Origin of the sequence: Burkholderia sp. NRF60-BP8 (genome assembly GCF_001522585.2) — a bacterium.
Lineage (GTDB): Bacteria > Pseudomonadota > Gammaproteobacteria > Burkholderiales > Burkholderiaceae > Burkholderia.
This window is the reverse complement of record NZ_CP013373.1, coordinates 3,012,645-3,037,406: the sequence shown is the minus strand read 5'-3', so window position 1 is coordinate 3,037,406 and position 24,762 is coordinate 3,012,645. Positions and strand designations below refer to the sequence as shown.

The 24,762-nt window shown below is 66.6% G+C and carries 25 protein-coding genes and 1 tRNA gene; 8 read left to right on the top strand and 18 right to left on the bottom strand.

Going from position 1 to position 24,762, the window contains the following annotated elements; all coding sequences use genetic code 11:
- Positions 1–296: 296 nt before the first annotated feature.
- A complete protein-coding gene (gene rpoH / locus WS54_RS27705; protein WP_034208432.1) occupies positions 297–1,232 on the bottom strand; it encodes an RNA polymerase sigma factor RpoH in 936 nt (311 codons plus the stop codon).
- 358 nt (positions 1,233–1,590) lie between these two features.
- Here rpoH and pagL point away from each other — a divergent pair, with 358 nt between their 5' ends.
- Together pagL and WS54_RS27690 are read left to right on the top strand one after the other, a co-directional pair.
- Positions 1,591–2,160 carry a lipid A 3-O-deacylase PagL gene (gene pagL / locus WS54_RS27695; RefSeq protein ID WP_034208431.1) on the top strand — a complete coding sequence of 190 codons (570 nt, stop codon included), beginning with the start codon at positions 1,591–1,593 and terminating at the stop codon, positions 2,158–2,160.
- Positions 2,161–2,205: 45 nt separating this feature from the next.
- On the top strand, positions 2,206–2,589 hold the full coding sequence (locus tag WS54_RS27690; protein WP_034208430.1) for a nuclear transport factor 2 family protein: 384 nt from the start codon (positions 2,206–2,208) through the stop codon (positions 2,587–2,589).
- Positions 2,590–2,729: 140 nt separating this feature from the next.
- On the opposite strand, the gene leuA is transcribed toward WS54_RS27690, so the two are convergent.
- On the bottom strand, positions 2,730–4,376 hold the full coding sequence (leuA, locus tag WS54_RS27685; protein ID WP_059781457.1) for a 2-isopropylmalate synthase: 1,647 nt from the start codon (positions 4,374–4,376) through the stop codon (positions 2,730–2,732).
- Positions 4,377–4,752: 376 nt separating this feature from the next.
- The gene (ybiB, locus tag WS54_RS27675) at positions 4,753–5,727 is read right to left on the bottom strand and encodes a DNA-binding protein YbiB (RefSeq protein WP_059781459.1); all 975 of its coding nucleotides are present in this window, start codon (positions 5,725–5,727) and stop codon (positions 4,753–4,755) included.
- A 179-nt stretch (positions 5,728–5,906) separates the two neighbouring features.
- Here ybiB and maiA point away from each other — a divergent pair, with 179 nt between their 5' ends.
- Positions 5,907–6,551, top strand: a complete 645-nt coding sequence (gene maiA / locus WS54_RS27670; RefSeq protein WP_059781500.1) for a maleylacetoacetate isomerase — start codon at positions 5,907–5,909, stop codon at positions 6,549–6,551.
- Positions 6,552–6,643: 92 nt separating this feature from the next.
- Here maiA and ftsY read toward each other — a convergent pair whose 3' ends face one another.
- Complete coding sequence (ftsY, locus tag WS54_RS27665; RefSeq protein WP_059781461.1) at positions 6,644–7,798, bottom strand: signal recognition particle-docking protein FtsY; 1,155 nt, start codon at positions 7,796–7,798, stop codon at positions 6,644–6,646.
- Between the two features lie 215 nt (positions 7,799–8,013).
- On the opposite strand from ftsY, the gene rsmD reads away from it, so the two are divergent.
- The 3 genes from rsmD to WS54_RS27650 all read left to right on the top strand — a co-directional run bounded on the left by rsmD (position 8,014) and on the right by WS54_RS27650 (position 9,563).
- Entirely contained in the window at positions 8,014–8,628 is a 615-nt protein-coding gene (gene rsmD, locus WS54_RS27660; protein ID WP_059781463.1) for a 16S rRNA (guanine(966)-N(2))-methyltransferase RsmD, read from the top strand.
- Positions 8,629–8,739: 111 nt separating this feature from the next.
- A complete protein-coding gene (gene coaD / locus WS54_RS27655) occupies positions 8,740–9,237 on the top strand; it encodes a pantetheine-phosphate adenylyltransferase (RefSeq protein WP_027785472.1) in 498 nt (165 codons plus the stop codon).
- A gap of 59 nt (positions 9,238–9,296) precedes the next feature.
- Positions 9,297–9,563, top strand: a complete 267-nt coding sequence (locus tag WS54_RS27650; RefSeq protein ID WP_027785471.1) for a YfhL family 4Fe-4S dicluster ferredoxin — start codon at positions 9,297–9,299, stop codon at positions 9,561–9,563.
- An 82-nt stretch (positions 9,564–9,645) separates the two neighbouring features.
- Here WS54_RS27650 and hisC read toward each other — a convergent pair whose 3' ends face one another.
- From hisC to WS54_RS27610, 8 genes are all read right to left on the bottom strand, one after another.
- Positions 9,646–10,713, bottom strand: coding sequence for a histidinol-phosphate transaminase (gene hisC, locus WS54_RS27645; protein ID WP_059781465.1), 1,068 nt, complete (start codon positions 10,711–10,713; stop codon positions 9,646–9,648).
- Positions 10,714–10,830: 117 nt separating this feature from the next.
- Positions 10,831–11,430 carry an aminoacyl-tRNA hydrolase gene (gene pth / locus WS54_RS27640; protein ID WP_027785469.1) on the bottom strand — a complete coding sequence of 200 codons (600 nt, stop codon included), beginning with the start codon at positions 11,428–11,430 and terminating at the stop codon, positions 10,831–10,833.
- Positions 11,431–11,550: 120 nt separating this feature from the next.
- The gene (locus tag WS54_RS27635; RefSeq protein WP_034208424.1) at positions 11,551–12,159 is read right to left on the bottom strand and encodes a 50S ribosomal protein L25/general stress protein Ctc; all 609 of its coding nucleotides are present in this window, start codon (positions 12,157–12,159) and stop codon (positions 11,551–11,553) included.
- A gap of 158 nt (positions 12,160–12,317) precedes the next feature.
- Positions 12,318–13,280, bottom strand: coding sequence for a ribose-phosphate pyrophosphokinase (locus tag WS54_RS27630; protein ID WP_034208423.1), 963 nt, complete (start codon positions 13,278–13,280; stop codon positions 12,318–12,320).
- 44 nt (positions 13,281–13,324) lie between these two features.
- Positions 13,325–13,401 (bottom strand) — tRNA-Gln (locus tag WS54_RS27625).
- A 55-nt stretch (positions 13,402–13,456) separates the two neighbouring features.
- On the bottom strand, positions 13,457–14,338 hold the full coding sequence (ispE, locus tag WS54_RS27620; RefSeq protein WP_059781466.1) for a 4-(cytidine 5'-diphospho)-2-C-methyl-D-erythritol kinase: 882 nt from the start codon (positions 14,336–14,338) through the stop codon (positions 13,457–13,459).
- Positions 14,339–14,366: 28 nt separating this feature from the next.
- Positions 14,367–14,987, bottom strand: a complete 621-nt coding sequence (gene lolB, locus WS54_RS27615) for a lipoprotein insertase outer membrane protein LolB (protein WP_034208421.1) — start codon at positions 14,985–14,987, stop codon at positions 14,367–14,369.
- Positions 14,987–16,810 carry a tetratricopeptide repeat protein gene (locus WS54_RS27610; RefSeq protein ID WP_059781469.1) on the bottom strand — a complete coding sequence of 608 codons (1,824 nt, stop codon included), beginning with the start codon at positions 16,808–16,810 and terminating at the stop codon, positions 14,987–14,989. The genes lolB and WS54_RS27610 overlap by 1 nt, the downstream gene beginning before the upstream one ends.
- A 245-nt stretch (positions 16,811–17,055) precedes the next feature.
- Between WS54_RS27610 and mutM the strand changes: the two genes are divergently transcribed.
- Together mutM and mutY are read left to right on the top strand one after the other, a co-directional pair.
- On the top strand, positions 17,056–17,883 hold the full coding sequence (gene mutM, locus WS54_RS27600) for a bifunctional DNA-formamidopyrimidine glycosylase/DNA-(apurinic or apyrimidinic site) lyase (protein WP_034208419.1): 828 nt from the start codon (positions 17,056–17,058) through the stop codon (positions 17,881–17,883).
- 25 nt (positions 17,884–17,908) lie between these two features.
- Positions 17,909–19,015: an A/G-specific adenine glycosylase gene (mutY, locus tag WS54_RS27595; protein WP_059781472.1), complete on the top strand. Its 1,107-nt coding sequence runs from the start codon at positions 17,909–17,911 to the stop codon at positions 19,013–19,015.
- 116 nt (positions 19,016–19,131) lie between these two features.
- Here mutY and WS54_RS27590 read toward each other — a convergent pair whose 3' ends face one another.
- From WS54_RS27590 to WS54_RS27565, 6 genes are all read right to left on the bottom strand, one after another.
- Positions 19,132–19,767, bottom strand: a complete 636-nt coding sequence (locus WS54_RS27590) for an LON peptidase substrate-binding domain-containing protein (RefSeq protein WP_034208417.1) — start codon at positions 19,765–19,767, stop codon at positions 19,132–19,134.
- Between the two features lie 27 nt (positions 19,768–19,794).
- Positions 19,795–20,703 (bottom strand): RNase adapter RapZ, encoded by a 909-nt coding sequence (gene rapZ, locus WS54_RS27585; protein WP_006477783.1) that lies wholly within the window; start codon positions 20,701–20,703, stop codon positions 19,795–19,797.
- Positions 20,704–20,777: 74 nt separating this feature from the next.
- Positions 20,778–21,746 (bottom strand): HPr(Ser) kinase/phosphatase, encoded by a 969-nt coding sequence (hprK, locus tag WS54_RS27580; protein WP_006483133.1) that lies wholly within the window; start codon positions 21,744–21,746, stop codon positions 20,778–20,780.
- Positions 21,747–21,875: 129 nt separating this feature from the next.
- Complete coding sequence (locus WS54_RS27575; RefSeq protein WP_027806888.1) at positions 21,876–22,388, bottom strand: PTS sugar transporter subunit IIA; 513 nt, start codon at positions 22,386–22,388, stop codon at positions 21,876–21,878.
- Between the two features lie 194 nt (positions 22,389–22,582).
- Positions 22,583–22,942 carry a ribosome hibernation-promoting factor, HPF/YfiA family gene (hpf, locus tag WS54_RS27570; RefSeq protein ID WP_006477786.1) on the bottom strand — a complete coding sequence of 120 codons (360 nt, stop codon included), beginning with the start codon at positions 22,940–22,942 and terminating at the stop codon, positions 22,583–22,585.
- Between the two features lie 158 nt (positions 22,943–23,100).
- Entirely contained in the window at positions 23,101–24,606 is a 1,506-nt protein-coding gene (locus WS54_RS27565) for an RNA polymerase factor sigma-54 (RefSeq protein ID WP_059781474.1), read from the bottom strand.
- Positions 24,607–24,762: the final 156 nt, after the last annotated feature.

Below are 24,762 nucleotides of genomic sequence, written 5' to 3'. Positions count from 1 at the left end.
CTGTTTTAATCCTTTTGCGCCTGACATGCCAATTTTAAAAGGACGGCTTTCCGATGCCGAGTGCTGCGCTGCGGCAGACCGTCGCGAAACATGGGGTAGAAATTGAGGCAGATCAAGGTTATGCGGAAGGGCGCCGCAAATGACGTCATACCCGATGAATCGGGTCAATTGATCGGCGAAGAAACGGAGCGTGAAACGCGCTGAAAAGCGGGTGAAAAGCGGCGGAAAACGGATGAAAAAAAACCGCTGCCGGTCGGGCAGCGGTTTTCGATGAAGCGCTCTGAATCGTCGGGGATTTACGCGTATTCGGCGAGGGCGGTGCGCATTTTTTTCATCGCGCTCGCTTCGATCTGGCGGATACGTTCCGCCGACACGCCGAACTCCGCGGCGAGATCGTGCAGAGTCGAGCCGCCCGAGCCGTCGTCGTCGACGTGCAGCCAGCGCGCCTCGATGATGCGGCGGCTGCGTGCGTCGAGCGCGTCGAGCGCCTGCGCGATGCCGTCCGTCTGCAGCATGTCGCGCTGGCGCGCGGCGAGCACGGCGGTCGGCTCGTTGTGCGAGTCGGCCAGGTAGGCGATCGGCGCGTACGATTCCTCGCCGTCGTCCACCTGCCCTTCGAGCGCGATGTCGCCGCCCGACAGGCGCGTTTCCATCTCGGTCACTTCCTCGCGCTTGACGTTGAGCTCCTGCGCGAGGCCGTCGATTTCCTCGGGCGTCATCGCCTGCATGCTCTTCTTGTGGCTGCGCAGGTTGAAGAACAGCTTGCGCTGCGCCTTCGTCGTCGCGACCTTCACCATGCGCCAGTTGCGCAGGATGTACTCGTGGATCTCGGCCTTGATCCAGTGAATCGCGTACGACACCAGGCGCACGTTTTGCGCCGGGTCGAACCGCTTTACGGCTTTCATCAGGCCGATGTTGCCTTCCTGGATCAGGTCGCCGTGCGGCAGGCCGTAGCCGAGATAGTTGCGCGCGATCGACACGACGAGACGCAGGTGCGACAGCACGAGGCGGCGCGCCGCGTCGAGGTTGTTGTCTTCGCGGAATTCGGTTGCGTACCGGCGTTCCTCCTCGGCGGTCAGCAGCGGAATGCGGTTGACGGCCTGGATGTACGCGTCGATGTTGCCGAGCTGGCCGGGCAACATCGATTGGGCTGCGAGCGCCAACGAGCCTGCCGATTCGGCCTTGGCCGGCGTCGGGCTCAGGGTGTTCGGGAGGGTCAGGGCGTTGCTCACTAAAAACTCCTTTGGAATCAGGGACAAACCCCGGTCTCGGATGAGATTCCGGAAGTCATCTTAGCACTCCCGCAAGGCGAGTGCTAATTCCTTAGAGCGGGCGGGGGCATCCGAGTTCCCCATTTTCTATCGAACCGGTTGAGTCGATAGTCTATTCTGCGACAAGGGGTATGCCTCGAAGTTCCGTAAGCCGTTGTTTTCGAGGGGAATCGGTAGACGATTTCGATTTTTGTCTTTTTGGAAGCAAGCTATTTCGCTTCGTGATGCCGATCCGAAAAGTCCTTTACCATACCATTCAGTTCGCTCGGGCCCGGCCGTTGCGGCAGGCTCCATTCAACCCACAAAGTTGGAGTGTCAGATGAACAATAAGAAGAATCGCCGGCCCCGCAGCCGGCTGGTGCTGCATGCGATGCTGGCGGCATCTCTTCTGGGTGGATCGGGTGCGGCTTTCGCGGATCGATGGGGGATCCAGGCGGGCGGCGGGTTTTCGGATCGTCGCGGGATCGACAAGGCCGATATCGGCGTGGTGTGGGATCCGGGCTGGAACTGGTGGGAAATCGGCGGTTGGCACTTCGCGTTCGTCGTCGAAGGGCACGCCGGCTACTGGCACACGGGCGGCAACGTCCATGGCAGCATCGGCGAGTTCGGCGTCACGCCGATGTTCCGTTTCATCAAGAGTAGCGGGGAGATTCGCCCGTTCATCGAGGCGGGCGGCGGCGTCCGGCTTCTGACGCACCCGACGATCTCGAACAATTTCTCGCTGTCGACCGCGTTCCAGTTCGCGCCGACCGGCGGCGTGGGCGTGCAGTTCGGTCAACGGCAACAGTATCAGGTCGGCTACCGTTTCGAACATGTGTCTAACGCGGGTATCAAAGAGCCGAATCCTGGTATAAATTTCCACCAGTTCTACCTGCAGTACAACTTCTGATCCGTACGCCCGAGCAAGGCGGGCGCGTTGCCGAGGAGTCAGGCGATGGCGAAGGTGGTCGATGCGATCCGCGCGCTCGAGCGCGATCGGTTCCGGGCGATGGTGGACGGCGACGGCGAGGCGCTCGACGCGCTGTTGTCGGACAAGGTGTTTTTCGTCCACACCAACGGCAAACGCGAAACCAAGCAGCAGTTCATCGACGCCATCGTCGCCGGCCGCCGCCGCTATCGCCAGATCGAAATCCAGTCGCAGGACGTGCTGCCGGTCGGCGACGAGACCTGCGTCGTCACCGGGCGCGCGTTGATCGAGATGGAAACGAACAACGGCGGCCTCGTCTTCCCGATTGCCTATACGTCCGTCCACACGCACGCCCAGGGCCGCTGGTGCCTGTTCGCGTGGCAGGCGACGCGGTGCGCGACCGAAACCTGAGCGCGTGGCGCTTCGTTTCATGTGTCGACCGAAGCGGCCTTCTGAGCCGCTTTTTGCTGCCTCGTGCGGCGCGGATCGCGCGGCGCACGGGCGGTCACGCACCGCTCGCTGACGTTTCAACCCTGCATCGAAGCCCGCGCTCAGGCCGCCGCGCGGCGGTCCGCACAGTGCCACGCCGAGCGATTGATCGCGCTGACGACCGCATCGAGCGCCGCGCTTGCCGCATCGGCGTGCATGCCGACACCGTGCCGCAGCGGCGCGTCGCCGACCCGGCAGCCGACCGACACCGCGATTCGGCCGTCCGCGGCGCGCGTGTGTTCGCACGACGCGACGTCGATCGCGACGCCGGCGGCCGCCGCAAATGCCGCGGCGAAATGTCGCACGGCGTCGTCGGGCGTCGCGTCGGCGGCAGGCGCCACCGCGATCTCTCGGTTCTGCCAGCGCGCGCCGTCGCCATGGCGCGCGGCCGGGCCGTCGGTCTCGAAGAATTCGCGTGCGAACAGCGCGCAGATCGCGTCGCCCGTCACTTCCTCGCCCGATGCATCGGCGAGCGTCTGCACCGCATGGCTGAACTCGATCTGGACGCGGCGCGTCGGCGTGAAGCCCATCCCGCGTTCGAGCAGGAACGTCGCGCCGCCCTTGCCGGACTGGCTGTTCACGCGGATCACCGCGTCGTAGCTGCGGCCGAGATCGGCCGGGTCGATCGGCAGGTACGGCACCTCCCACATCGCGTCGGGGCGCTGCTGCGCGAAGCCCTTGCGGATCGCGTCCTGGTGCGAGCCCGAGAACGCGGTGAACACGAGGTCGCCCGCGTACGGATGGCGCGGATGCACGGGGATCTGGTTGCAGCGCTCGACGACGCGGCGCACGGCGTCGATGTCGGAGAAATCGAGGCCCGGGTCGATACCTTGCGTGTAGAGGTTCAACGCGAGCGTGACGAGATCGACGTTGCCGGTGCGCTCGCCGTTGCCGAACAGGCAGCCTTCGATCCGGTCGGCGCCCGCGAGCAGCGCGAGTTCGGCCGCCGCGACCGCGGTGCCGCGATCGTTGTGCGGATGCACGGACAGCACGATGCTGTCGCGATACGCGAGGTTGCGGTCCATCCATTCGATCTGGTCGGCGAACACGTTCGGGGTCGCGGCCTCGACGGTGGCCGGCAGGTTGACGATCATCTTGTGGTCGCGGGTCGGGCGCCACGTCTGCGCGACCGCGTCGCAGATCTCGCGCGCGAACGTCAGCTCGGTCATGCTGAAGGTTTCCGGCGAGTACTGGAACGTCCACTGCGTATCGGGGCGCGCGGCCGCGTGTTCCTTGATGATGCGCGTGCCGTCGATCGCGAGCGCCTTCACGTCGTCCTTCGACATCCCGAACACGATGCGGCGGAACGACGGGCAGACCGCGTTGTACAGGTGCACGATCGCGCGCGGCACGCCTTCGAGCGCGTCGAACGTGCGCGCGATCAGGTCTTCGCGCGACTGCACGAGCACTTCGATGGTCACGTCGTCGGGAATCCGCTTCTCGTCGATCAGCTTGCGGACGAAATCGAAGTCGGTTTGCGACGCCGACGGAAAACCGACTTCGATCTCCTTGAACCCGATGGCGACCAGCATTTCGAAGAACTCGAGCTTCTGCTCGATGCTCATCGGCTCGATCAGCGACTGGTTGCCGTCGCGCAGATCGGTGCTCATCCATACGGGCGCACGCTCGATGGTGCGGGCGGGCCAGCGGCGGCCATTGAGGCGGACGGGCTCGAACGGACGGTACTTGTCTTGCGGATTGCGCATCATCTTCTGGACCTCGGGTCTCAAGTCGCGAGCGAAGACGGGCGGCAGGGCGCCGGTGGGCGCTGCCTCGCATCCGGCGCGCGATGGCGCCGCGGATGCGGATGATCTTCGCGAATCGGCCGACGGATGGACGGACGAATGCTGACGACTTCGGGTTGTAAAAATTACGAGAGGGGTACTGCGAGGAACTGCTGGGAGGACCGTGCGGACGGCACACGGCGCTACGACAGCCTTAGGCTAGTCGTAGCGATAGCGGCCGCGCTAGGCGGCCGGAGGTAATTCGGAGGGTGTTCGGAAAGGAACGCATGACGGCCACTCTATGCCAGGATGCGCTCGCGTGTCAAATGTCGGGATAAAGGGGCGGGTCGCCGCGGCGCCCTCAGTGCGCGACGCGGGCGATCCGGACGATCGTCGCGACCTGTCGCGCCACCGTGTCGGGCACCGGCACCTCGCCGCGCAGCACGGCGTCCGTCCACGCGGCCGTGGTCGCCGCATCGCGCGACTCGGGCAGTGCGACGGGCGGCGCATCGGTCGACGAACGCTCGGCGTCGATCAGCGTGTCGCACACGCCGTCGTGCAGCCAGTCGACCTGCACCTGACGGCGCGTGTCGGCCACCGCTTCGCCTTCGGTGCCGCGCGCGAGCAGCGCGCCGCCCCGCGCGGCGTCCGGATGGTCGCGGAACAACTGCGCGAGGCTGTCGCGGTACGGCGGATGCGTGTAGTTGACGAGCCGCAGCCCGGCCGGCGCGAACGGCTGCAGGATCTTCACGAGCGTATGCGTCGAATTGCGCACGCCGAGCACGCGGCGCATCGACAGCAGGCGCGCGATGCGCGGCGCCAGCACGTCGATCGGGGCGAACGCGACACGGCGTTCGGCGAGCGTGTCCTCGATCGCATCGTGCGACGTCGACGGCGCGAGCGACAGTGCCGAGAAAATTTCGGCGCTCGTCACGCGGCCCGGATCGCGCTCCACCCCATGCACCAGCACCGGCACGCCTTCGCGCGCGAGCAGCAGCGCAAGCAGCGGCACGAGGTTCGGCTGCTTGCGCGCGCCGTTGTAGCTCGGGATCGACACCGGCCGGAACGCGGCGTCCTGTACGTGCACGGGCTCGAACGACGCCTGCGCGGCGGCGAGCATCGCGGCCAGTTCGTCGGCGGATTCGCCTTTCAGCCGATAGGCGATCAGGATCGCGCCGAGTTCGACGTCCGACACGCGCCCATCGAGCATCGCGCGATAGAGCTCGAACGTGTCCTCGGCGGACAGGGCGCGCGCCCCGTTCGGGCCGCGGCCGATTTCCTTGATGAAGCGGGCGCAGGGGAACGGCGCGGCGGCGGGATCGTGAGAAGCGGTCATCGGGGCGTGGGGCGGGCGGCCGGCATCGGGCCGCGCGGTGAGCGATCAGGAATGCCCCGAGTATCGCACGGGCGCGGCCGCGCATCGTGCCGCGCTACACTCTGGTTCCCGGCGACGCGCGCACCGGCTGCGCCGCACCCGTGCCGTTGCCGGCCGAATACGACAACGAGAGACATCCCATGAAGCTCTACAGCTATTTCCGCAGTTCCGCGTCGTACCGCGTGCGGATTGCCCTGAACCTCAAGCAGTTGCCGTTCGACTACGCACCCGTGCACATGCTGCGCGACGGCGGCGAGCAACTGAAGGACGCGTACCGCGCGCTGAATCCGGATGCGGTCGTGCCGACGCTGATCGACGGCGACGCGACGCTGCAGCAGTCGCTCGCGATCATCGAATATCTCGACGAAACCCATCCCGAGCCCGCGCTGCTGCCGAAGCAGCCGGTCGATCGCGCGTACGTGCGCGCGGTGGCGCTGCAGATCGCATGCGAAATCCACCCGCTCAACAATCTGCGCGTGCTCAAGTACCTGAAGCACACGCTGCAGGTGCCCGAGGACGCCAAGAACGCGTGGTACCGGCACTGGATCGAGGCCGGTTTCGAAACGCTCGAGGCGCGTCTCGCGAACGATCCGCGCACCGGCACGCTGTGCTTCGGCGACACGCCGACGCTCGCCGACATATGCCTCGTGCCGCAGGTGTTCAACGCGAACCGCTTCTCGATCGACACGACGCGTTTCCCGACGATCCAGCGCATCGTCGACCATGCGGCGACGATCGATGCGTTCAAGGCCGCCGAGCCGGGCGTGCAACCCGACGCGGAATGAGCGCGGCGCGCCCGTGGCGGGCAACGATCGGGCGCGCATGAAAAAGGGCGCCCGAAGGCGCCCGTGCGAGGTGCGACGCGAGCCGGCGGCGTTCAGCCGAGCAGCGCGTCCGCGAATTCCGCCGCGCTGAACGGCTGCAGGTCCTCGACCTTCTCGCCGACGCCGATGAAGTAGACGGGCACCGGGCGTTGCCGCGCGATCGCGGCGAGAATCCCGCCCTTCGCGGTGCCGTCGAGCTTCGTGACGATCAGGCCGGTGAGGCCGAGCGCGTCGTCGAATGCCTTCACCTGCGTGAGCGCGTTCTGGCCGGTGTTCGCGTCGATCACCAGCAGCACTTCGTGCGGCGCGCCGTCGTGCGCCTTCGCGATCACGCGCTTCACCTTCTTCAGCTCTTCCATCAGATGGAGCTGCGTCGGCAGGCGGCCGGCCGTGTCGGCCATCATCACGTCGATCTTGCGCGCGCGCGCGGCGCTGACCGCGTCGAAGATCACCGCGGCCGGATCGCCGCTTTCCTGCTGCACGACCGTCACGTTGTTGCGCTCGCCCCAGACCGCGAGCTGTTCGCGCGCGGCCGCGCGGAACGTGTCGCCGGCGGCCAGCAGCACCGACTGGTCGAAGCTCTGCAGATGCTTCGCGAGCTTGCCGATGCTGGTCGTCTTGCCCGCGCCGTTCACGCCGGCGATCATCATCACGAGCGGCTGCGCGCGGCCGAGCATCAGCGATTTCTCGAGCGGCGTCAGCAACTCGACGAGCAGGTCGCGCAGTGCATTCTTCACCTGTTGCGGATCGGTCAGCCGGCCCGCGCGCACCTTCTCGCGCAGCGCGCCGAGCAGGTATTCGGTCGCGTCGACGCCCGCGTCGGACATCAGCAGCGCGGTTTCGAGCTCCTCGTACAGATCCTCGTCGATCTTCGTGTTGACGAAGACGCCGGTGATGTTCGAGCCCGTCTTCGCGAGACCCGTTTTCAGGCGCGCGAGCCACGACTTCTTCGCGGACGCGTCCTGCTGCGGTGGCGGGACGATCTCGACCGTCTCGACGACTTCGTCGCGGCCGTCGTTGGTCGGCGTGACCGTCATCACGACGGCCGGCGCGGCTGGTTGCGCGGGCGCCCGCGGCACGTCGGCCGCGGGCGGCGTCGCGCGCGCGTCGGCGTCGGACGCTTCGTCCGCTTGCTGCGCGTCGGCCGATGGCGATTCCGCCGGATCGGGCTCCTGCGTTTTCTTGAATCGTTTGAAGAAACTGAACATGGTCTGACGTCGGGAAGAGGGCGGGCCGCCGCCGAGGGCGGGGCGCCGGACGGGCCGTTCTGCGTTCGCGCGGGCGCGGCGCACGGCGGCCGAAACCGTGCATTTTATCAGCGCGGCGTGGCGCTCGCGTCGGTGCGCGTCGCCGCTGTGGTAACGTGCGCCTGTTTGGCGGCGCCCTCTGCGCGCGCCCGGTCCCTCCGTTGTCGATATCCCGTATGTCCCGTTCCTCTTCCGGCCGCCCGGCGGCCCCCCTTGGCCGCGGCAAGCCGCACACGATCCGCATCATCGGCGGCGACTGGAAACGCACGCCGCTCGCGGTGCTCGATCTCGACGGCCTGCGCCCGACCCCCGATCGCGTCCGCGAGACGCTGTTCAACTGGCTCGGCCAGGATCTCGACGGTTGGCGCTGCCTCGACCTGTTCGCGGGCACCGGCGCGCTCGGCTTCGAGGCCGCGTCGCGCGGCGCGGCGAGCGTCGTGATGGTCGAGCGCCATCCGCGCGCCGCGCAGCAGCTTCGTGCGATCAAGGACAAGCTCGGCGCCCGTTCGGTCGAGATCGCCGAGGCCGACGCGCTGCGGCTCGCGGCCGGGCTCACGCCGGGCGCGTTCGACGTCGTGTTCCTCGATCCGCCGTTCGACGACCTGGCCGCGCTCGAGCGCGCGATCGCGTTGTCGGCGCCGCTCGTCGCGGCCGGCGGCGCGCTGTACGTCGAAACGGGGGCGGAACTCGATCCGGCCGCGCACGACGCGCTCGCGGGCTGGCAGGTGGCGAAGCACGGCAAGGCCGGTGCGGTTCACTATCATTTGCTGCGGCGCGAAAATGATGAATAATGCGCGTTCCATACGAGGCGGCGCGCGGCAAAGGCGACGCATGCCCATCTCGGCAGCGGCGTGCGCATCGCACGGCTGCCATCCCGTTTGCGTGATGACAGGAGGAGCGACATGGTAGTCGCCGTGTATCCCGGTACGTTCGATCCGCTGACGCGCGGGCACGAAGACCTCGTGCGGCGTGCGTCGAGCATTTTTGATACGCTGGTGGTGGGTGTCGCCGACAGCCGCGCGAAAAAGCCGTTTTTCTCGCTCGAAGAACGTCTGACGATTGCGAACGAAGTGCTCGGTCATTATCCGAACGTGAAGGTGATGAGTTTCACCGGCCTCTTGAAGGATTTCGTGCGCGTCAACAATGCGCGCGTGATCGTGCGCGGGCTGCGCGCCGTGTCCGATTTCGAATACGAGTTCCAGATGGCGGGCATGAACCGCTATCTGCTGCCCGACGTCGAGACGATGTTCATGACGCCGTCCGACCAGTACCAGTTCATCTCGGGAACGATCGTGCGCGAAATCGCGCAATTGGGCGGCGATGTCAGCAAGTTCGTGTTCCCGTCCGTCGAGAAGTGGCTGACCGAGAAAGTCGCAGCGATCGGAGGCCCGGCCGCGTGACGCGGCGCCGGCCGGTTTCGTTGCGAAGCCCGCCGGCGGCCTGAAGAAGTGAGATCAGTATGTCTTTGATGATTACCGACGAGTGCATCAATTGCGACGTGTGCGAGCCCGAGTGCCCGAACGGCGCGATTTCGATGGGCCCGGACATCTACGTGATCGACCCGAACAAGTGCACCGAGTGCGTCGGCCATTTCGACGAACCGCAGTGCCAGCAGGTGTGTCCGGTCGAATGCATTCCGCGCGATCCGCAGCATGACGAATCGCACGCGCAATTGATGGAGAAGTATCACGCGTTGATCGCCGCGAAAGGCGACGACGCATCGTGATCCTGCGCTGACGCGCGCGCCTGGCTTGGCTCGCGCGCGTCGTGCTTTCGGATCGGTGCCGCCCGGCGCCGGTTCCTTCGTGTCAGCCCAGCAGCTCGCGCAGCGCCGCGACGAGCGCATCGCATTCGGCATCGGTGCCGACGGTGATGCGCAGGTGCTGGTCGATCCGCGGCAGCCGGAAGTGCCGCACGAAAATTTCCCGTTCCTTCAGCTTCGCCGCGATCGTGCCCGCGTCGTGCGCGGGATGGCGCGCGAACACGAAATTCGCGGCCGACGGCACGATCTCGAAGCCGAGTGCGTCGAGCGCATGCGTGAGCCGCGCCCGGCTGTCGATCACGCGCCGGCAGGTGGCGTGGAAATAATCGGCGTCCTCGTAGGCGGCCTGCGCGGCCACCTGCGCGAGCCGGTCGAGCGGATACGAGTTGAAGCTGTCCTTCACGCGGTTCAGTGCGTCGATCAGCGCCGCATCGCCGAACGCGAAGCCGACGCGCATGCCCGCGAGCGAGCGCGCCTTCGACGTCGTATGCACGACGAGCAGGTTCGGATGACGGTCGATCAGCGTGATCGCCGACTGCGCGCCGAAATCGACGTACGCTTCGTCGATCACGACGACCGACGACGGATTCGCGGCCGCGATCCGCTCGACGTCCGCGAGCGGCAACGCGCGCCCGGTCGGCGCATTCGGGTTCGGAAACAGTACGCCGCCGGCGTCGTCGAGATAGTCGTCGACGCGGATCGAGAAATCGTCCGCGAGCGGCACGATCGTGGTCTCGACGCCGTACAGGCGCGCGTAGGTCGGATAGAAGCTGTACGTGATGTCGGGAAAGCGGAGCGGCCGGTCGTGCTTGAGCAGCGCCTGGAACGCGTGCGCGAGCACCTCGTCGGAGCCGTTGCCGACGAACACCTGCTCGGGCGCGATGCGGTGATGGGCCGCGACCGTCTCGCGTAGCGCGCGCGCGACCGGGTCCGGATAGCGGCGCAGCGAGTCGCCGGTGTCGCCGAGTTCGCGTGCGATCGCCGCGACGACGCGCGGCGAAGGCGGATAGGGATTCTCGTTGGTGTTCAGCTTGACGGGGTGTGCAAGCGCGGGCTGTTCGCCCGGCACGTAAGGCACGAGTTGCTGAACGACGTCGCTCCAGTAACGGCTCACCGCTTGGCTCCTGACGGGCAAAACGTCGAGAGTACCGCATGTGCGCGTCGCGGTGGGGCGGGCGGGGCCGTCCGGTTGCGCCGAACGGCCGATGCACCAGGCCGGTGCGACGGGCGGTCAGTTGCGATGCAGTTGCATCGTCGCGCGATCGAGTTCGCCCTTGACGATCATCGGCATCACGGCGAGCGCGCGTTCGATCGATGCGTCGATCACGTCCTGTTCCTCGCGGCGCGGCGGCTTCAGCACGAAGTTCGCGACGTCGGGCTTCGCGCCGGCGCGCGCACTTTCCGGAATCAGGTCGCGCGGATGGCCGATGCCGATCCGCAGCCGCCAGTACTGCTGCGACGACAGGTGCGCGGAGATGTCCTTCAGGCCGTTGTGGCCGCCGCTGCCGCCGCCGAGCTTCAGCTTCACGGTGCCGGGCGGCAGGTCGAGCTCGTCGTGCGCGACGAGGATCTGGTCGGGCAGGATCTTGAAGAACTGCGCGAGCGCGACGACCGATTGGCCGGAGCGGTTCATGTAGGTTTGCGGCTCGAGCAGGTGGACTTCCTCGCCGTGCAGGCGCGCTTTCGCATAGAAGCCGTGGAAGCGGCGCTCGTCGCGCAGCGTCGTGCCGGCTTCGCGGGCGAGCTGGTCGATCAGCCAGAAGCCGGCGTTGTGGCGCGTCGCGGTGTATTCCGCCCCGGGATTGCCGAGGCCGACGATCAGTTTGATCATGACGTTTCGAAGGCGGCGGTTGCCGCCTGGGCGCAGAAAAAGAAAAACCCGCCGGGCAGGCCGCGGCGGGTTGCGTCGATCGTTTCGTGAAACGGATCGATGGGGCGCGTGAGCGGCCGCTTAGGCAGCCGGCGTTTCGCCTTCGTCTGCTGCGTCCGACACGGCGCCAGCCGGGATCGTTGCCGAGGCGACGACCGGGTTTTCCGCGTCGACGTGCGCGACCAGCGCGACGCCCTTCGGCAGCGCGATGTCCTTCGCGTGCAGCGATTGACCGGCTTCGATCTTCGACAGGTCGACTTCGAGGAATTCCGGCAGGGCAGCCGGCAGGCACTCGACTTCGATTTCCGTCGCGACGTGCGAAACGACTGCGCTCGACAGCTTCACGGCCGGGCTGACTTCAGCGTTCAGGAAGTGCAGCGGCACCTTCGTGTGCAGCTTCTTCTTCGCGTCGACGCGCTGGAAGTCCACGTGCAGCACCAGTTGCTTGAACGGGTGGTATTGCACGTCGCGCAGCAGAACCTGTTGCGACTGGCCGGCCACTTCGAGGTCGAGGATCGACGAGTGGAAGGCTTCCTTCTTCAGGGCGTGCCACAGGGCGTTGTGATCGAGTTCGATCTTTTGCGGGGCGGCTTCGCCACCGTAGACGATACCCGTGGTCTTACCGGCGTTGCGCAGGCGGCGGCTCGCACCCGTACCTTGCTGTTGGCGCTCGAAAGCGACGACTTTCATGTGATTCTCCAATGGCTGCCCGCGACCAGGCAGTGAAACGGGGCCATCAAGCGGCCCCCGATGAAACGGCCGGGGTTTCGTCTATCCCGTCCGATTGTGCAAAAAGCGAAGCGTTGCCGCTTCGCTTTCCGCGCATACTATATTCCGTCGATTCGCGATCAGGATTCCGCGAACAGCGACATCACCGAATCGCCGCGGCGAATCCGCGAGAACGTCTCGGCCAGCAGGCTCGCGCTCGTCAGCGAGCGGATCTTCGAGCACGCCAGCGATTCGGCCGACAGCGGAATCGTGTCGGTCACGACCAGCTCGTCGAGTTCCGATGCGGCGATGCGTTCCGCGGCGCCGCCCGACAGCACCGGGTGCGTCGCGTACGCGAACACCTGTTTCGCACCGCGGTCCTTCAGCACTTGCGCAGCCTTGCAGAGCGTGCCGGCCGTATCGACCATGTCGTCCATGATCACGCAGGTGCGGCCTTCGACTTCACCGATGATGTTCATCACTTCGGCGACGTTCGCCTTCGGGCGACGCTTGTCGATGATCGCGAGATCGCAGTTGAGCTGCTTCGCGAGTGCCCGGGCGCGCACCACGCCGCCGACGTCCGGCGACACGACGAGCAGATCCGAGTAGTTCTGCTTGCGCAGGTCGCCCAGCAGGATCGGCGTGGCGTAGATGTTGTCGACCGGAATGTCGAAGAAGCCTTGAATCTGGTCGGCGTGCAGATCCATCGTGATGATCCGCTCGACGCCGGCGATTTCCAGCATGTTCGCGATGACCTTCGCCGAGATCGCGACGCGCGCCGAACGCGGGCGGCGATCCTGACGCGCATAGCCGAAGTAGGGGATGGCTGCAGTGATCCGGCCGGCGGACGCGCGCTTGAGCGCATCGACCATGATCATCAGTTCCATCAGGTTGTCGTTCGTCGGTGCGCACGTGGATTGCAGGACGAAGACGTCCTTGCCGCGCACGTTTTCCTGGATCTCGACCTGGATCTCGCCGTCGGAGAAACGGCTGACCATCGCTTTGCCGAGGGGGATACCAAGGATATTGACGACTTCCTGGGCGAGCGCGGGATTCGCGTTGCCAGTAAAGACCATCAGGCCATCATGGCTGTGGCTGCTCATCGTGCACCTGCTTCAGGCTTGGGCGGGAAATGCGGGAAAATTTTTGGCAGGGGAGGAAGGACTCGAACCCTCGCATGCCGGAATCAAAATCCGGTGCCTTGACCAACTTGGCGACTCCCCTACACTTAACTGATAACTTCACCGAACTCGTGTAGGCCGTTCGGCAAAGTAAAACTTCATGACGCGAAAGCGAAGAGCGGATGCTCGTTCAGGCTCTCGGCAACTGCGCCATTCCAACTGGCGGGCAGTTTGGCTTTCGCCGCTTCTGCCTCGTGCTTGCTGTGAAACGCTGCAAACACGCTTGCTCCGGAGCCGGTCATCCTCGCGGGGGTCACATCATACAACCATTTGACCACCTGCGCAACTTCCGCGTACTTCCTTGTTACAACTTCCTGCATATCGTTCCGACCGAAGCTATCTGGCCATCCCGCATCGCTGGTTTGCTGTGCAAGAAAGTCAGCAATTGTGACGGGCTTCGTATCTCTTGTCAACAGCTCATCTGAAAATATTTCAGCGGTCGGGACATGAACGCGTGGCGTCACAACCAGGAACCAGCGAGTCGGCAATTCTACCTCAGCTAATTCTTCTCCGATACCCTCTGCGAACGCATTTTTTCCAAAAATGAAAAACGGGACGTCGGCGCCGAGTTTGACGGCGAGCGACTGGAGTTCGGCGCGCGGCAAATCGAGTTGCCACAGGCGGTTCAGCGCGAGCAGCGTCGTCGCCGCGTCGGAGCTGCCGCCGCCGAGGCCGGCGCCCATCGGCAGGATCTTGTCGATCTCGATGTCGACGCCGTGCGCGGTGCCCGTATGCGCTTTCAGCAGGTTGGCCGCGCGCACGACGAGATCGCTTTCCTCGGGCACGCCGGGCACGTCGGTGACGCGTGCGACGCGGCCGTCGTCGCGCCGCGCGAAGTGCAGCGTGTCGCCCCAGTTCAGCAGCTGGAATACGCTCTGCAGATCGTGATAGCCGTTCGGGCGACGGCCGGTGATGTGCAGGAACAGGTTGAGTTTCGCGGGCGCCAGGCAGTTGCGCAGCGAGCGGGTCGAATCGGTCATGCGGGTATCGGGGGCTAGGCGCGCGTGCTCACTGATCGAGCACGAGCTTGATGTCGAGCGGCGGCGTCGCGCGCACGAGGTTGACGCGTTTGACGCCCGTGGCCGGGGCATCCGCGTAGGCGAGGTAGTCGATCGTCCAGCCGTCCTGGCGGAGCTGCTTGAGGCGCGTGCCGTCGGCCGGGTCGCGCACGGTTTCCGCGGGCGTCGCGGGCGCGGCGCTCGGCAGCAGCCAGTAGCGCAGGCCCGCGAGCGGCAACTCGAAGCCGAGCGTTTTCTGCATCAGGTCGCCGACGTCCGACGCATATTGGGTCGGACGGTTCGGCAATTCGAGCGACGCCGCGCGCGGCGTCGTTTTCACGACCGCAAGCGTCTGACCGAGCGGGCTGCGCAGTTCGAGCGACACGTCGTCGCCGTGTTCCTGCCAGTCGAAGTTGCCGTACACGTTCTGCGGGTTGCCGAGACGATCGTCGTACCGCACCGCGAAGCGGCCGTGGTACGCATGCGTCGCCGCCGTCTGCAGTGCGGCGCCCGCCGGCGTGCCGGCCGACGGCGGCGTGCTCGCGCAGCCGGCGAGCGCGAGCGCTGCGCCGGCTGCGGCCAGCGTGCGCTGCGCGCGGGAAGACAGGGAAAACATCGCGAACATCCGCATCAGAGGCCGTTGATCTGCAGGCGCTTCAGCGTCTGCACGAGCGTTTCGTTGTCGGGCTCGAGCTTCTGCGCGGCACGCCACGCATTTCGCGCGTCTTCCTGCGCGCCGCTCTTCCACAGCACTTCGCCGAGATGCGCGCCGATTTCGGCGTTCGGCTGCAGTTCGTATGCACGTTGCAGCACCTTCGTCGCGCCGGCCGTGTCGCCCATCCGGTACTTCACCCAGCCGAGGCTGTCCATGATGTAGGCGTCGTTCGGCGCGAGCGCCATCGCCTTGTCGATCAGCTTGCTGGCCTCGGGCAGGCGCTGGTTGCGGTCGGCGAGCGAATAGCCGAGCGCGTTGTAGGCCTGCGGGTTGTCGGGCTGCGTGCGGATCAGCTCGCGCAACTGCTTTTCCATCGTCGCATAGTGGCCCGTCTTTTCGGCCGCCATCGCGTAGTCGTAGCGCAGGTCGGGATCGTCCGGGAAGTCCTGGACGGCCTGCCCGAGCCGCGCCTCCGCTTCCGGATAGCGCTTCGCCGTGAACAGGATCGACGCATCGGTGCGCGCCACCACGGCCGCGTCGCGCGGATCCGTGATCGGCAGGTTGTCGAGCACCTTGCGCGCCTCGTCGGTCTTGCCCTGTTTCTGCAGCAGTTGCGCGCGCGTGATCTGCGCGGGCAGGTAGTGCTGGCTCGTCTGGTCGACCTTGTCGAGCCATTGCGACGCCTGCGCGTCGTTGTTCTGGTCGATCGCGATCTGTGCGAGGTAGATGTAGCCCTGGCCGACGTCGAGGTTCGGCTGCTTGTCGCCGAGCTGCACGTACTGCTTCAGGTAGCCGGTCGCCTCGTCGAGCTTCTTCTGCTGGATCTTGATCAGCGCGAGCGCCATCAGCGGCGTCGGATCCTTCGAGTCGAGCTTGCGCATCGTCTCGAACTGCTTCTGTGCGTCGTCGAGGCGATCGTCGGCGAGATAGAGCTGCGACAGCGCGAGCCGTGCGTCGCGCGACTTCGGATTCTGCTGAACATACTTCTCGAACGACGCGATGCCCGCCGCGCGTTCCGCCGGCCCCATTTGCGACAGCATCAGCGCCGCCGGCAGGTAATCGGGGCGAATCTGCAGCGCCTGCTTCAGCGATTGCGCGGCGCCGTCCTTGTCGTCGACCGCGAGCTGCTGCCGCGCGATCGCCAGCTGCGCCTCGGGGCGATTCATGTCGTTCTTCAACATGTCCTTCAGCACCGCGAGGCCGCCGACGCGGTCGGGGCCGCGCACGAGCAGCGCCTGCAGCGCGAGGATCGCCGGGCCGCGCGTGTCGCCGGTCGCGCGGGCCAGCTCGCGCGCGAGCATCGGCTGCGCGTCGGCCGGCTTGCCGGCGAGCACCAGCAGCGCGGCGTCGACCTGCGACGCGCGGTTCGAATCCGGTGCGTACTGGCGCCACAGATTCGCGGCGGACAGCGCGTCGGCCGGGCTCTGCGCGCCGAGCGCGATTTCGGTCGCGCGCTGCGCCATGCGCGGATCGCGCGTGTCGCGGGCAAGCGCGAGGTAGGTCTGGTAGGCCGGTGCCGGCTGGTTGCGCTGGAGCGCGACCTCGGCGGCGAGCACCTGGTAGACGATCTGGCTCGTCAGCGGCACGCCGGGGAGATTCTTCTGCTCGTCCGGCATCACATGCTCGAACGCGCCCTGCGGCTCCGCGTCGTCCGAGGCCGGATCCTGCGCGTGGGCCGGAAAGGCGGTGAGGGTCCAGGCGGCAAGCAGCGCGGCACCGAGTGCACGGCGGACCGGGAAGGCGCGCGCGCCGCGCACGGCGGCGGGGCGCTTCTGAAGCAGCTTCGAGGGCAGGGTCATGGAAATCCGTTCGATGTTTCAACCGATTGTAACGCGCTCGCTACAATACACGCACGATCGTGATAGGGTCCGCTTACCTGTGGAATCCCCATGCGAATGCCCGAAATCGCCCGTCTCGCGTGCTGCCGGGCGGGCGATTTCGGGTATTCCCGTGTCTCGTTCGGGGGCGCCGCGAGCGCGGCCGTTTTCGTGGCGGCGCACGCGCGTTCCTATGTAAACAGACCGTAGCCTCAGACCCGCAAAACATGCCAGAGTTGCCAGAAGTCGAAGTCACGCGCCGGGGCATCGCGCCCTTTGTCGCGGGCCGCCGCGTCGAGCGTGTCGACGTCCGTACCGCGATGCTGCGCTGGCCCGTGCCGGCGGGGCTCGCCGAGCAGTTGCGCGCGCGGGAGGTGCTCGCCGTCGAGCGCCGCGGCAAGTACCTGCTGTTCGAGGTCGATGCAGGCTGGTTCATCGTCCATCTCGGGATGACCGGCACGCTGCGCGTGCTACCCGCAACCGGCGTGCCGGTCGCGGCGAAGCACGACCACATCGACTGGATCTTCGACGAATTCGTGCTGCGGTTCCGCGATCCGCGCCGCTTCGGCGCCGTGCTGTGGCATCCGCGTGAAGCAGGCGACGTGCATGCGCATCCGCTACTCGCGAGCCTCGGCGTCGAGCCGTTCTCGCCGGCGTTCACCGGCGCGCTGCTGCATGCGCGCACGCGCGGCCGCACGGTGTCGGTCAAGCAGGCGCTGCTCGCGGGCGACATGGTCGTCGGCGTCGGCAACATCTACGCGTCGGAGAGCCTGTTTCGCGCCGGCATCCGGCCGACGACGGCCGCCGGCAAGGTGTCGCTGCCGCGCTACGAGCGGCTGGCCGATGCGGTACGCGCGACGCTCGCCGACGCGATCGAGCGCGGTGGCAGCACGTTGCGCGATTTCGTCGGCAGCAACGGCGAAAGCGGCTACTTCCAGCTCGACTGCTTCGTCTACGATCGCGCCGGCCAGCCGTGCCGCGTATGCGGCACATCGATCCGCCAGATCGTGCAGGGCCAGCGATCGACCTATTTCTGCCCGACGTGCCAGCGTTGAAACCCTTTTCCGCCATCAGACAAACTTGAAGCCGCCCCGCATCGCCCCCGCTCCGTTCCCCGTCACGCCGCTGCACCGCACGTTCGCCACGCGTCTCGTCGCGTGGCAGCGCGAGCATGGCCGCCATGACCTGCCGTGGCAGAACACCCGCGACCCGTACCGGATCTGGCTGTCGGAAATCATGCTGCAGCAGACGCAGGTATCGACCGTCATTCCGTATTACACGCGTTTTCTCGACCGCTACCCCGACGTCGCCGCGCTCGCGGCCGCGCCGAGCGACGACGTGATGGCGCTGTGGGCGGGGCTCGGCTACTACTCGCGCGCGCGCAACCTGCACCGCTGCGCACAGGTCGTCGTCGCCGAGCACGGCGGCGCGTTTCCGGCGACCCCCGACGCATTGGCCGAACTGCCGGGCATCGGTCGTTCGACGGCCGCCGCGATCGCGTCGTTTGCGTACGGCGCGCGCGCGACGATCCTCGACGGCAACGTGAAGCGCGTGCTCGCGCGGGTATTCGGCGTCGAGGGCTTTCCGGGCGAGAAGCGCGTCGAGAACGACATGTGGGCGCTCGCCGAATCGCTGCTGCCCGACGCCGCGAACGCGGCCGACGTGAGCGCGTATACGCAGGGGCTGATGGATCTGGGCGCGACGCTGTGCGTGCGCGGCAAACCCGACTGCGCGCGATGCCCGTTCGCGGGCGACTGTGTCGCGCAATCGACCGGCCGTCAGCGCGAACTGCCGGCCGCGCGGCCGAAGAAGGCCGTGCCGACGCGCAAGACCTGGATGCTCGTGCTGCGCGACGGCGACGCCGTGCTGCTCGAGCGCCGGCCGCCAACCGGCATCTGGGGCGGACTGTGGAGCCTGCCGCAAGCGGACGGCGATGCCGCGCTCGCGGATCTCGCGCGCGGCTTCGGCGGCGGCGGCACGGTGCCGCTCGCGCCGCTCACGCATACGTTCACGCATTTCCGGCTCGAGATCGAGCCGCGGCTGAGCGATCTGACGGAAGGCAAGGGCCTGCCGTCGCCGGCGCGGGACGCGGACACCGCATGGGTGCCGCTGAGCCGGCTCGACGCGTACGGCGTGCCGGCGCCCGTGCGCAAGCTGCTCGATGCGCTGAGCGGGCCGCTGCTGTAACGAACGGCGTGGGGCGCGGCGCGGGCCGCGTTCGGGAAGGCGCCTGACTGTCGCGGCTGTGCCGTCGCGCAGGCAGGCTCGCCGGGCAGGTGCGCTGCGCGACGGAGGCTGCGGCGTTACAGCCAGCCGTGCCGGTCGAGCACGTGGTGCACGGCGTCGATGCGCGCGCCGACGTCCGGAAACTCCATCAGCTTCTGCCGCGCGCGCAGGTCGAGCGGCAGCAGTTCCGCGAGGCGATTCGATACCCAGCTCGGATCGTCGAGGCGGAACGGTTCGCCGAACGGCATTTTCTCCGGATCGGACTTCTTCAGCGCGTCGATGATGCGCTCGAGCACCTCGGCGCACGAGCCGAACTGCGCGAGCGCCTGCTCGCCTTCGAGCGGGATGTCGTCGGGCAGCGGCTCCGCGATGCCGACCAGCAGCCCGTTGCTTTCGACGCGATACGACAGCAACTCGAAACGCTGCGTGCCGACCGCCTGCAGATAAAGCATCCCGAACTCGCCGGTATCGCACTCGGTGATGCGCGCCATGCAGCCGATGGTTTCGGGCACCGACACCGCGCCGTCCTGCGCGACTTCGGGCCCGCTCTTGAGCAGGCACACGCCGAACGGCGCGTCGTCGCGCAGGCATGCGCGCGACATGTCGAGATAGCGCGCCTCGAACACCTTGAGCGGGAGCAGCCCTCCCGGAAACAGCACCGTGTGCAGCGGAAACAGCGGCAAGTCGATCAGGGTGGTCGATAGGGAGGACATGGCGCGCGGGCGTGGGGGCGGGTGTCGCTAGGGTCGATCGACCTCGGAGACGAGCCGCGACGACGCGTCGACATCCACTGGCGCGTCACGATGCCGCACGATCACGTTCGCGTCGCGCGCGAGGCGCGCGGCGAGCGTTTCCGCGATGAACACCGAGCGATGCTGGCCGCCCGTGCAGCCGATGGCGACGGTCAGGTAGCTGCGGTTGTCATCGCGGAAGTGCGGCAGCCATTTCATCAGGAACGCATGGATGTCGTCGATCATCTGATGGACGATCGGCAGTGCGTCGAGAAAGGCGATGACCGGCTGGTCGAGCCCGGTGAGCGGGCGCAACTGGTGGTCGTAGTACGGATTCGGCAACGCGCGCACGTCGAACATCAGGTCGGCGTCGAGCGGCACGCCGCGCTTGAAGCCGAACGATTCGAACATCACCATCAGGTCGTTGTTCTTCTGCTCGATGAAGCGCTTGACCCAGGTGCGCAGCGCGTTCGCGCGCAGCGTGCTGGTATCGATCTGGTGGCCGAATTCCGCGAGCGGCGCGACGAGCTCGCGTTCGCGCTCGATCGCTTCCTCGAGCGACGACAGCAGGCCGACGTCCGCATCGTGCGACCGCGAGCCGGACAACGGATGGCGGCGGCGCGTTTCGGAGAAGCGCTGGATCAGCGCCTGGGTGCTCGCGTTGAGGAACAGCACGCGCACGTCGTGCTCGCGGGACAGCTCGCGGATCAGGCCGGGCATTTCATCGAGCGACGCGCTCGAGCGCGCGTCGATCGCGACCGCGAGCCGGCGCTGGCCGTCCTGGGCGAGGTAGCGGGCGAGTTCGGGGAGCACGTGCGGCGGCAGGTTGTCGACGCAGTAATAGCCTGCGTCTTCGAGCGCGTTCAGCGCGACGGACTTGCCTGAGCCGGAGATGCCGGTAATGAGGACGATGCGCATGGGAACGGAGAATCCTGACGTTTCATCATAGCACCGGCTCGACGCGTCGGCGTTGCGTGGCCGGCGCGTGCGGGTTACACCAGTTTGCCGGGGAACTGACTGTCGGGATCTTGCATCGCGAGTCGTTGCCGATCCATGAAATCGCGCAACGTGTCGATTCCGCGCAACTGCAGGATCGTGTTCCGGACGGCTGCCTCGACGAGCACCGCGAGGTTGCGGCCGGCCGCGACCTGGATCGTGACCTTGCTGATCGGCAAACCGAGCACGTCGACCGTCTGGCTCTCCAGCGGCAGTCGCTGGAACTCGCCGTCGGGGCGCCGCACGAGCTGGACGATCAGCTTCAGCTTCATTTTCCGTCGCACCGCGGTTTCGCCGAAGATCGTCTTGATGTCGAGCAGGCCGAGGCCGCGCACTTCGAGCAGGTTCTGCAGCAGCGGCGGGCAGCGCCCTTCGACGAAATCGGGGCCAAGGCGGACGAAGTCGACCGCGTCGTCGGCGACGAGGCCGTGTCCGCGGCTGATCAGCTCGAGGCCGAGCTCGCTCTTGCCGAGGCCCGAATCGCCGGTGAGCAGCACGCCCATCCCGAGGATGTCGAGGAACACGCCGTGCAGCGTCGCGCGCGGCGCGAGGATGCGCGACATGTAGAGCCGCAGGCTGTCGATCACCGCGGCGGCCGACATCGGCGTCGTGAACAGCGGCGTGGACGAGCGCGTGCAGCGCAGCACCAGTTCGGGCGGCGCCGCGGCGCCGCCGGCGACGACGAGGAACGGCGGCTCGAGCGCGATCAGCTCGGCCATGTGGCGCGAGCGGTCTTCGTCGGTCTGTCGCTGGTAGTAGTCGATTTCGGCTTCGCCGAGCACCTGGATCCGGTTCGGATGGATCAGGTTCAGGTGGCCGACGAGGTCGGCGCTCGACGTTGCGTTGCCGACCGTGTCGGCCGAAAAGCCGCGTTCCCAGCCTTCATGCCCCGTCAGCCAGCTCAGTTTCAGCGTGGCTGCGTTGTCGTCGAAGATGCTCTGGGCGTTGATGCTGGACGTATCCATGACTCTCGTCACTCCAATGGGCCGGTGCGGGCGCGCGGCGACGGACGTCGCCATGCCGGGCCGGCGCCGGGCGGCCCTGGACGGCGGCGCGTGCCGCCTGGTACGGGGAAATATTCCGCCCGGAACAACTCAAGGTTGCCACTGAGTGAGCAGGCGATGCAACTCGGCGATATCCGTTTCGTTGTGCAGACGCTCGCGTGCGTCGCGATCGGACAGCAGTTGCGCGATTTCCGACAGGATCTCGAGGTGTTGCTGGGTCGCTTGCTCGGGGACGAGCAGGAAGATCAGAAGGCCGACCGGCTGGCCGTCGGGCGCTTCGAACGGGATCGCATCGGCGAGGCGGACGAACGCGGCGAGCGGGTGCTTGAGGCCCTTGATGCGGCCGTGCGGAATTGCGACACCTTCGCCGAGCCCGGTCGAACCGAGGCGCTCGCGTGCGAACAGGTTGTCCGTGACGGTGCTGCGGCCGATGCCGTTCTGATTCTCGAACATCAGCCCGGCTTGTTCGAAGACGCGTTTCTTGCTGGTGACCGAGAGGTCGATGACGACGTTCTCTATGGGCAGGATTTTGGCTAGGCGATTCATGTTGGCAGGCGATTGGGCGGCCTGGGGTCTCCTTGCGGCGGCGGACTGATTTTCCATGTTCGGCGATATCAAGGCATGTGGCATGGCAACCTGCAACGCCGCTACCGCATCCAACACCCCCCGGCGATAACCGGAACATTATAGAGCACAGCCGCGTGCGTGGCGCGGCACGGACGGACCGGCTGCACCTTCGCGCGGAGTCGCAAAAAAAACGCCCGGCGAACCGGGCGGCGTGCGTGTTGCAGTGACGGTTATTGCGGCGGCAGTTCGATCTGGTCGATCGACGGCTGCAGCTTGATCGGATCGTGCGCGTGCGTTTGCAGGCGCTCCATGTGCTTGACGACCTGGCGATCCAGCTTGTCGATCAGCAGATCGATCGCGGCGTACAGGTTGCCGTTCGCGCTTTCGACGAAGATGTCCTTGCCCTTCAGGTGCAGATTGATTTCCGCGCGCTGCTGCTTGTCCTTTTCCTTGTGGTTGTCGACCGAGAGGATCACAGTGCCATCGATCACCTGATCGCTATGCCGTAGCACCCGGTCCAGCTTGGTGATCACGTATTCGCGAATCGCAGGCGTGACTTCGAGATGATGTCCACTGATCTTCAGGTTCATAGTGCTTCTCCAAGCGAGTGACCACCCGGCCGCATCGAGGCGGCGCTCCGGTCGACTTGCCCGTGCCGCACGAGGCGGCGTATCGCGGACAGGTCGCCCGGCCTGTTCCCCGTGTGCGCGGTGGCCGGAACACGCCTGCCGCCGGGCAGGCAGCAGGCTTAAAGAGACTTGCGCAGATTCACTGCCGGGATCTTGAGGGCTTCGCGATATTTCGCAACCGTGCGGCGCGCGACCACGAACCCCTGTTCTGCCAGCAGCTCGGCAATGCGGCTGTCCGAAAGTGGCGATTTTGGGTCTTCAGCTCCTATCAGTTGCTTGATGAGGGCTCGGATGGCGGTCGACGAGGCGGCGCCACCGGTGTCGGTCGAAACGTGAGATCCGAAGAAGTACTTAAATTCAAGCGTCCCGAACGGGGTCAGCATGTACTTCCCGGTTGTCACACGGCTGACAGTCGACTCGTGTAGGCCCAGCGTATCAGCTATTTCCCGCAAAACCAAGGGGCGCATGGCAATTTCGCCGTGCGCAAAGAAATTCTTCTGACGCTCGACAATAGCCTGCGCGACACGCAGGATCGTGTCGAAACGCTGCTGGATATTTTTGATCAGCCAGCGCGCTTCCTGAAGCTGCTGCTTCAGCGATCCGGCCGACGGATCGCCGCGGCTGTTGCGCAGGATGTTCGCGTACAGGTTGTTGATCCGCAGGCGCGGCACGACCTCCGGATTGAGTTCCGCGAGCCATCCCTGGCCGGCCTTCTTCACGATGATGTCGGGCACGACGTAGTCGGCCTCGGCCTTGCCGTATGCGGCGCCGGGGAACGGCTCCAGCGAGCGGATCAGCGTGTGCGCGTCGCGCAGCGCGTCGTCGCTCGCCTTCAGATGCTTGCGCAACCGTGTGAAGTCGCGGGCGGCGAGCAGCTCGAGATGCTGCGACACGATCTCGAGCGCGAGCGTGCGCGTCGGGGACGGATCGAGACGCAGCAACTGCAGCTTCAGGCATTCGGAGGCCGAGCGCGCGCCGACGCCGGCCGGGTCGAAGCTGTGCAGCAGCGCGAGCGCCGCGTTCAGTTCGTCGCCGTCGATTTCCAGTTCGGGCGGCAGGTCGGCGAGCACTTCGTCGAGCGTGGCGGTCAGGTAGCCGTCGTCGTCGAGCGATTCGATCAGGAACATCACGAGCGCGCGATCGCGCGGGCCGGCCTGCGTGACGCGCAACTGCGCGGACAGGTGGTCGCGCAGCGACGTCGCGGCTTCCTGCACCTGCAGCGGCGGCAGGTCGTCGTCGTCGGACGCGCCGCCCGAGCGGCCGTATTCGTCGAGGTTCCATTGCGGGCCGTCGTTGCCGTCGCCGGACCCGTAACCGTCGTATTCGTCGGCGCCGGCCGGCTCGTCGCGCTCCGCGCGATCGCTGGACGTGCCGCTGCCGTTCGTCGCGACGGGTTCGGTGTTCTGTGTGGGCGGCGTCTGCGCGATCAGCGATCCGTCCGCCGCGACGCGCAGCGGGCTCGCGATCCATTCGTCGTCGGTTTCGAGCAGCGGATTCTGCGCGACGGCCATCGCGACTTCCTGCTGCAATTCGAGCGTCGACAACTGCAGGAGCCGGATCGACTGCTGCAGCTGCGGCGTCAGCGCCAGATGTTGCGACAGGCGAAGTTGGAGGCTGGCTTTCATGGCAAGGAGGGAGTCATACCGGCAGTTTGCCACGACCCAGGCGCATTGAGCCATCCGCGATTACGCGCGGCGCGCCGCGTGGCCGCGGGCATGGCCGCGAAGCGGGACGCGGCCCCGCGCGGCCATGCCGGGCGGGGTGCAGCCAGCCACGAGGAG

Excerpts from the sequence above, each read along its gene's own strand:
- pagL (WP_034208431.1), top strand. The coding sequence starts at position 1,591 with ATGAACAATAAGAAGAATCGCCGGCCCCGCAGCCGGCTGGTGCTGCAT.
- WS54_RS27690 (WP_034208430.1), top strand. The coding sequence starts at position 2,206 with ATGGCGAAGGTGGTCGATGCGATCCGCGCGCTCGAGCGCGATCGGTTC.
- leuA (WP_059781457.1), bottom strand. The coding sequence starts at position 4,376 with ATGATGCGCAATCCGCAAGACAAGTACCGTCCGTTCGAGCCCGTCCGC.
- ybiB (WP_059781459.1), bottom strand. The coding sequence starts at position 5,727 with ATGACCGCTTCTCACGATCCCGCCGCCGCGCCGTTCCCCTGCGCCCGC.
- maiA (WP_059781500.1), top strand. The coding sequence starts at position 5,907 with ATGAAGCTCTACAGCTATTTCCGCAGTTCCGCGTCGTACCGCGTGCGG.
- ftsY (WP_059781461.1), bottom strand. The coding sequence starts at position 7,798 with ATGTTCAGTTTCTTCAAACGATTCAAGAAAACGCAGGAGCCCGATCCG.
- rsmD (WP_059781463.1), top strand. The coding sequence starts at position 8,014 with ATGTCCCGTTCCTCTTCCGGCCGCCCGGCGGCCCCCCTTGGCCGCGGC.
- coaD (WP_027785472.1), top strand. The coding sequence starts at position 8,740 with ATGGTAGTCGCCGTGTATCCCGGTACGTTCGATCCGCTGACGCGCGGG.
- WS54_RS27650 (WP_027785471.1), top strand. The coding sequence starts at position 9,297 with ATGTCTTTGATGATTACCGACGAGTGCATCAATTGCGACGTGTGCGAG.
- pth (WP_027785469.1), bottom strand. The coding sequence starts at position 11,430 with ATGATCAAACTGATCGTCGGCCTCGGCAATCCCGGGGCGGAATACACC.
- WS54_RS27635 (WP_034208424.1), bottom strand. The coding sequence starts at position 12,159 with ATGAAAGTCGTCGCTTTCGAGCGCCAACAGCAAGGTACGGGTGCGAGC.
- WS54_RS27630 (WP_034208423.1), bottom strand. The coding sequence starts at position 13,280 with ATGAGCAGCCACAGCCATGATGGCCTGATGGTCTTTACTGGCAACGCG.
- ispE (WP_059781466.1), bottom strand. The coding sequence starts at position 14,338 with ATGACCGATTCGACCCGCTCGCTGCGCAACTGCCTGGCGCCCGCGAAA.
- lolB (WP_034208421.1), bottom strand. The coding sequence starts at position 14,987 with ATGCGGATGTTCGCGATGTTTTCCCTGTCTTCCCGCGCGCAGCGCACG.
- WS54_RS27610 (WP_059781469.1), bottom strand. The coding sequence starts at position 16,810 with ATGACCCTGCCCTCGAAGCTGCTTCAGAAGCGCCCCGCCGCCGTGCGC.
- mutM (WP_034208419.1), top strand. The coding sequence starts at position 17,056 with ATGCCAGAGTTGCCAGAAGTCGAAGTCACGCGCCGGGGCATCGCGCCC.
- WS54_RS27590 (WP_034208417.1), bottom strand. The coding sequence starts at position 19,767 with ATGTCCTCCCTATCGACCACCCTGATCGACTTGCCGCTGTTTCCGCTG.
- rapZ (WP_006477783.1), bottom strand. The coding sequence starts at position 20,703 with ATGCGCATCGTCCTCATTACCGGCATCTCCGGCTCAGGCAAGTCCGTC.
- hprK (WP_006483133.1), bottom strand. The coding sequence starts at position 21,746 with ATGGATACGTCCAGCATCAACGCCCAGAGCATCTTCGACGACAACGCA.
- WS54_RS27575 (WP_027806888.1), bottom strand. The coding sequence starts at position 22,388 with ATGGAAAATCAGTCCGCCGCCGCAAGGAGACCCCAGGCCGCCCAATCG.
- hpf (WP_006477786.1), bottom strand. The coding sequence starts at position 22,942 with ATGAACCTGAAGATCAGTGGACATCATCTCGAAGTCACGCCTGCGATT.
- WS54_RS27565 (WP_059781474.1), bottom strand. The coding sequence starts at position 24,606 with ATGAAAGCCAGCCTCCAACTTCGCCTGTCGCAACATCTGGCGCTGACG.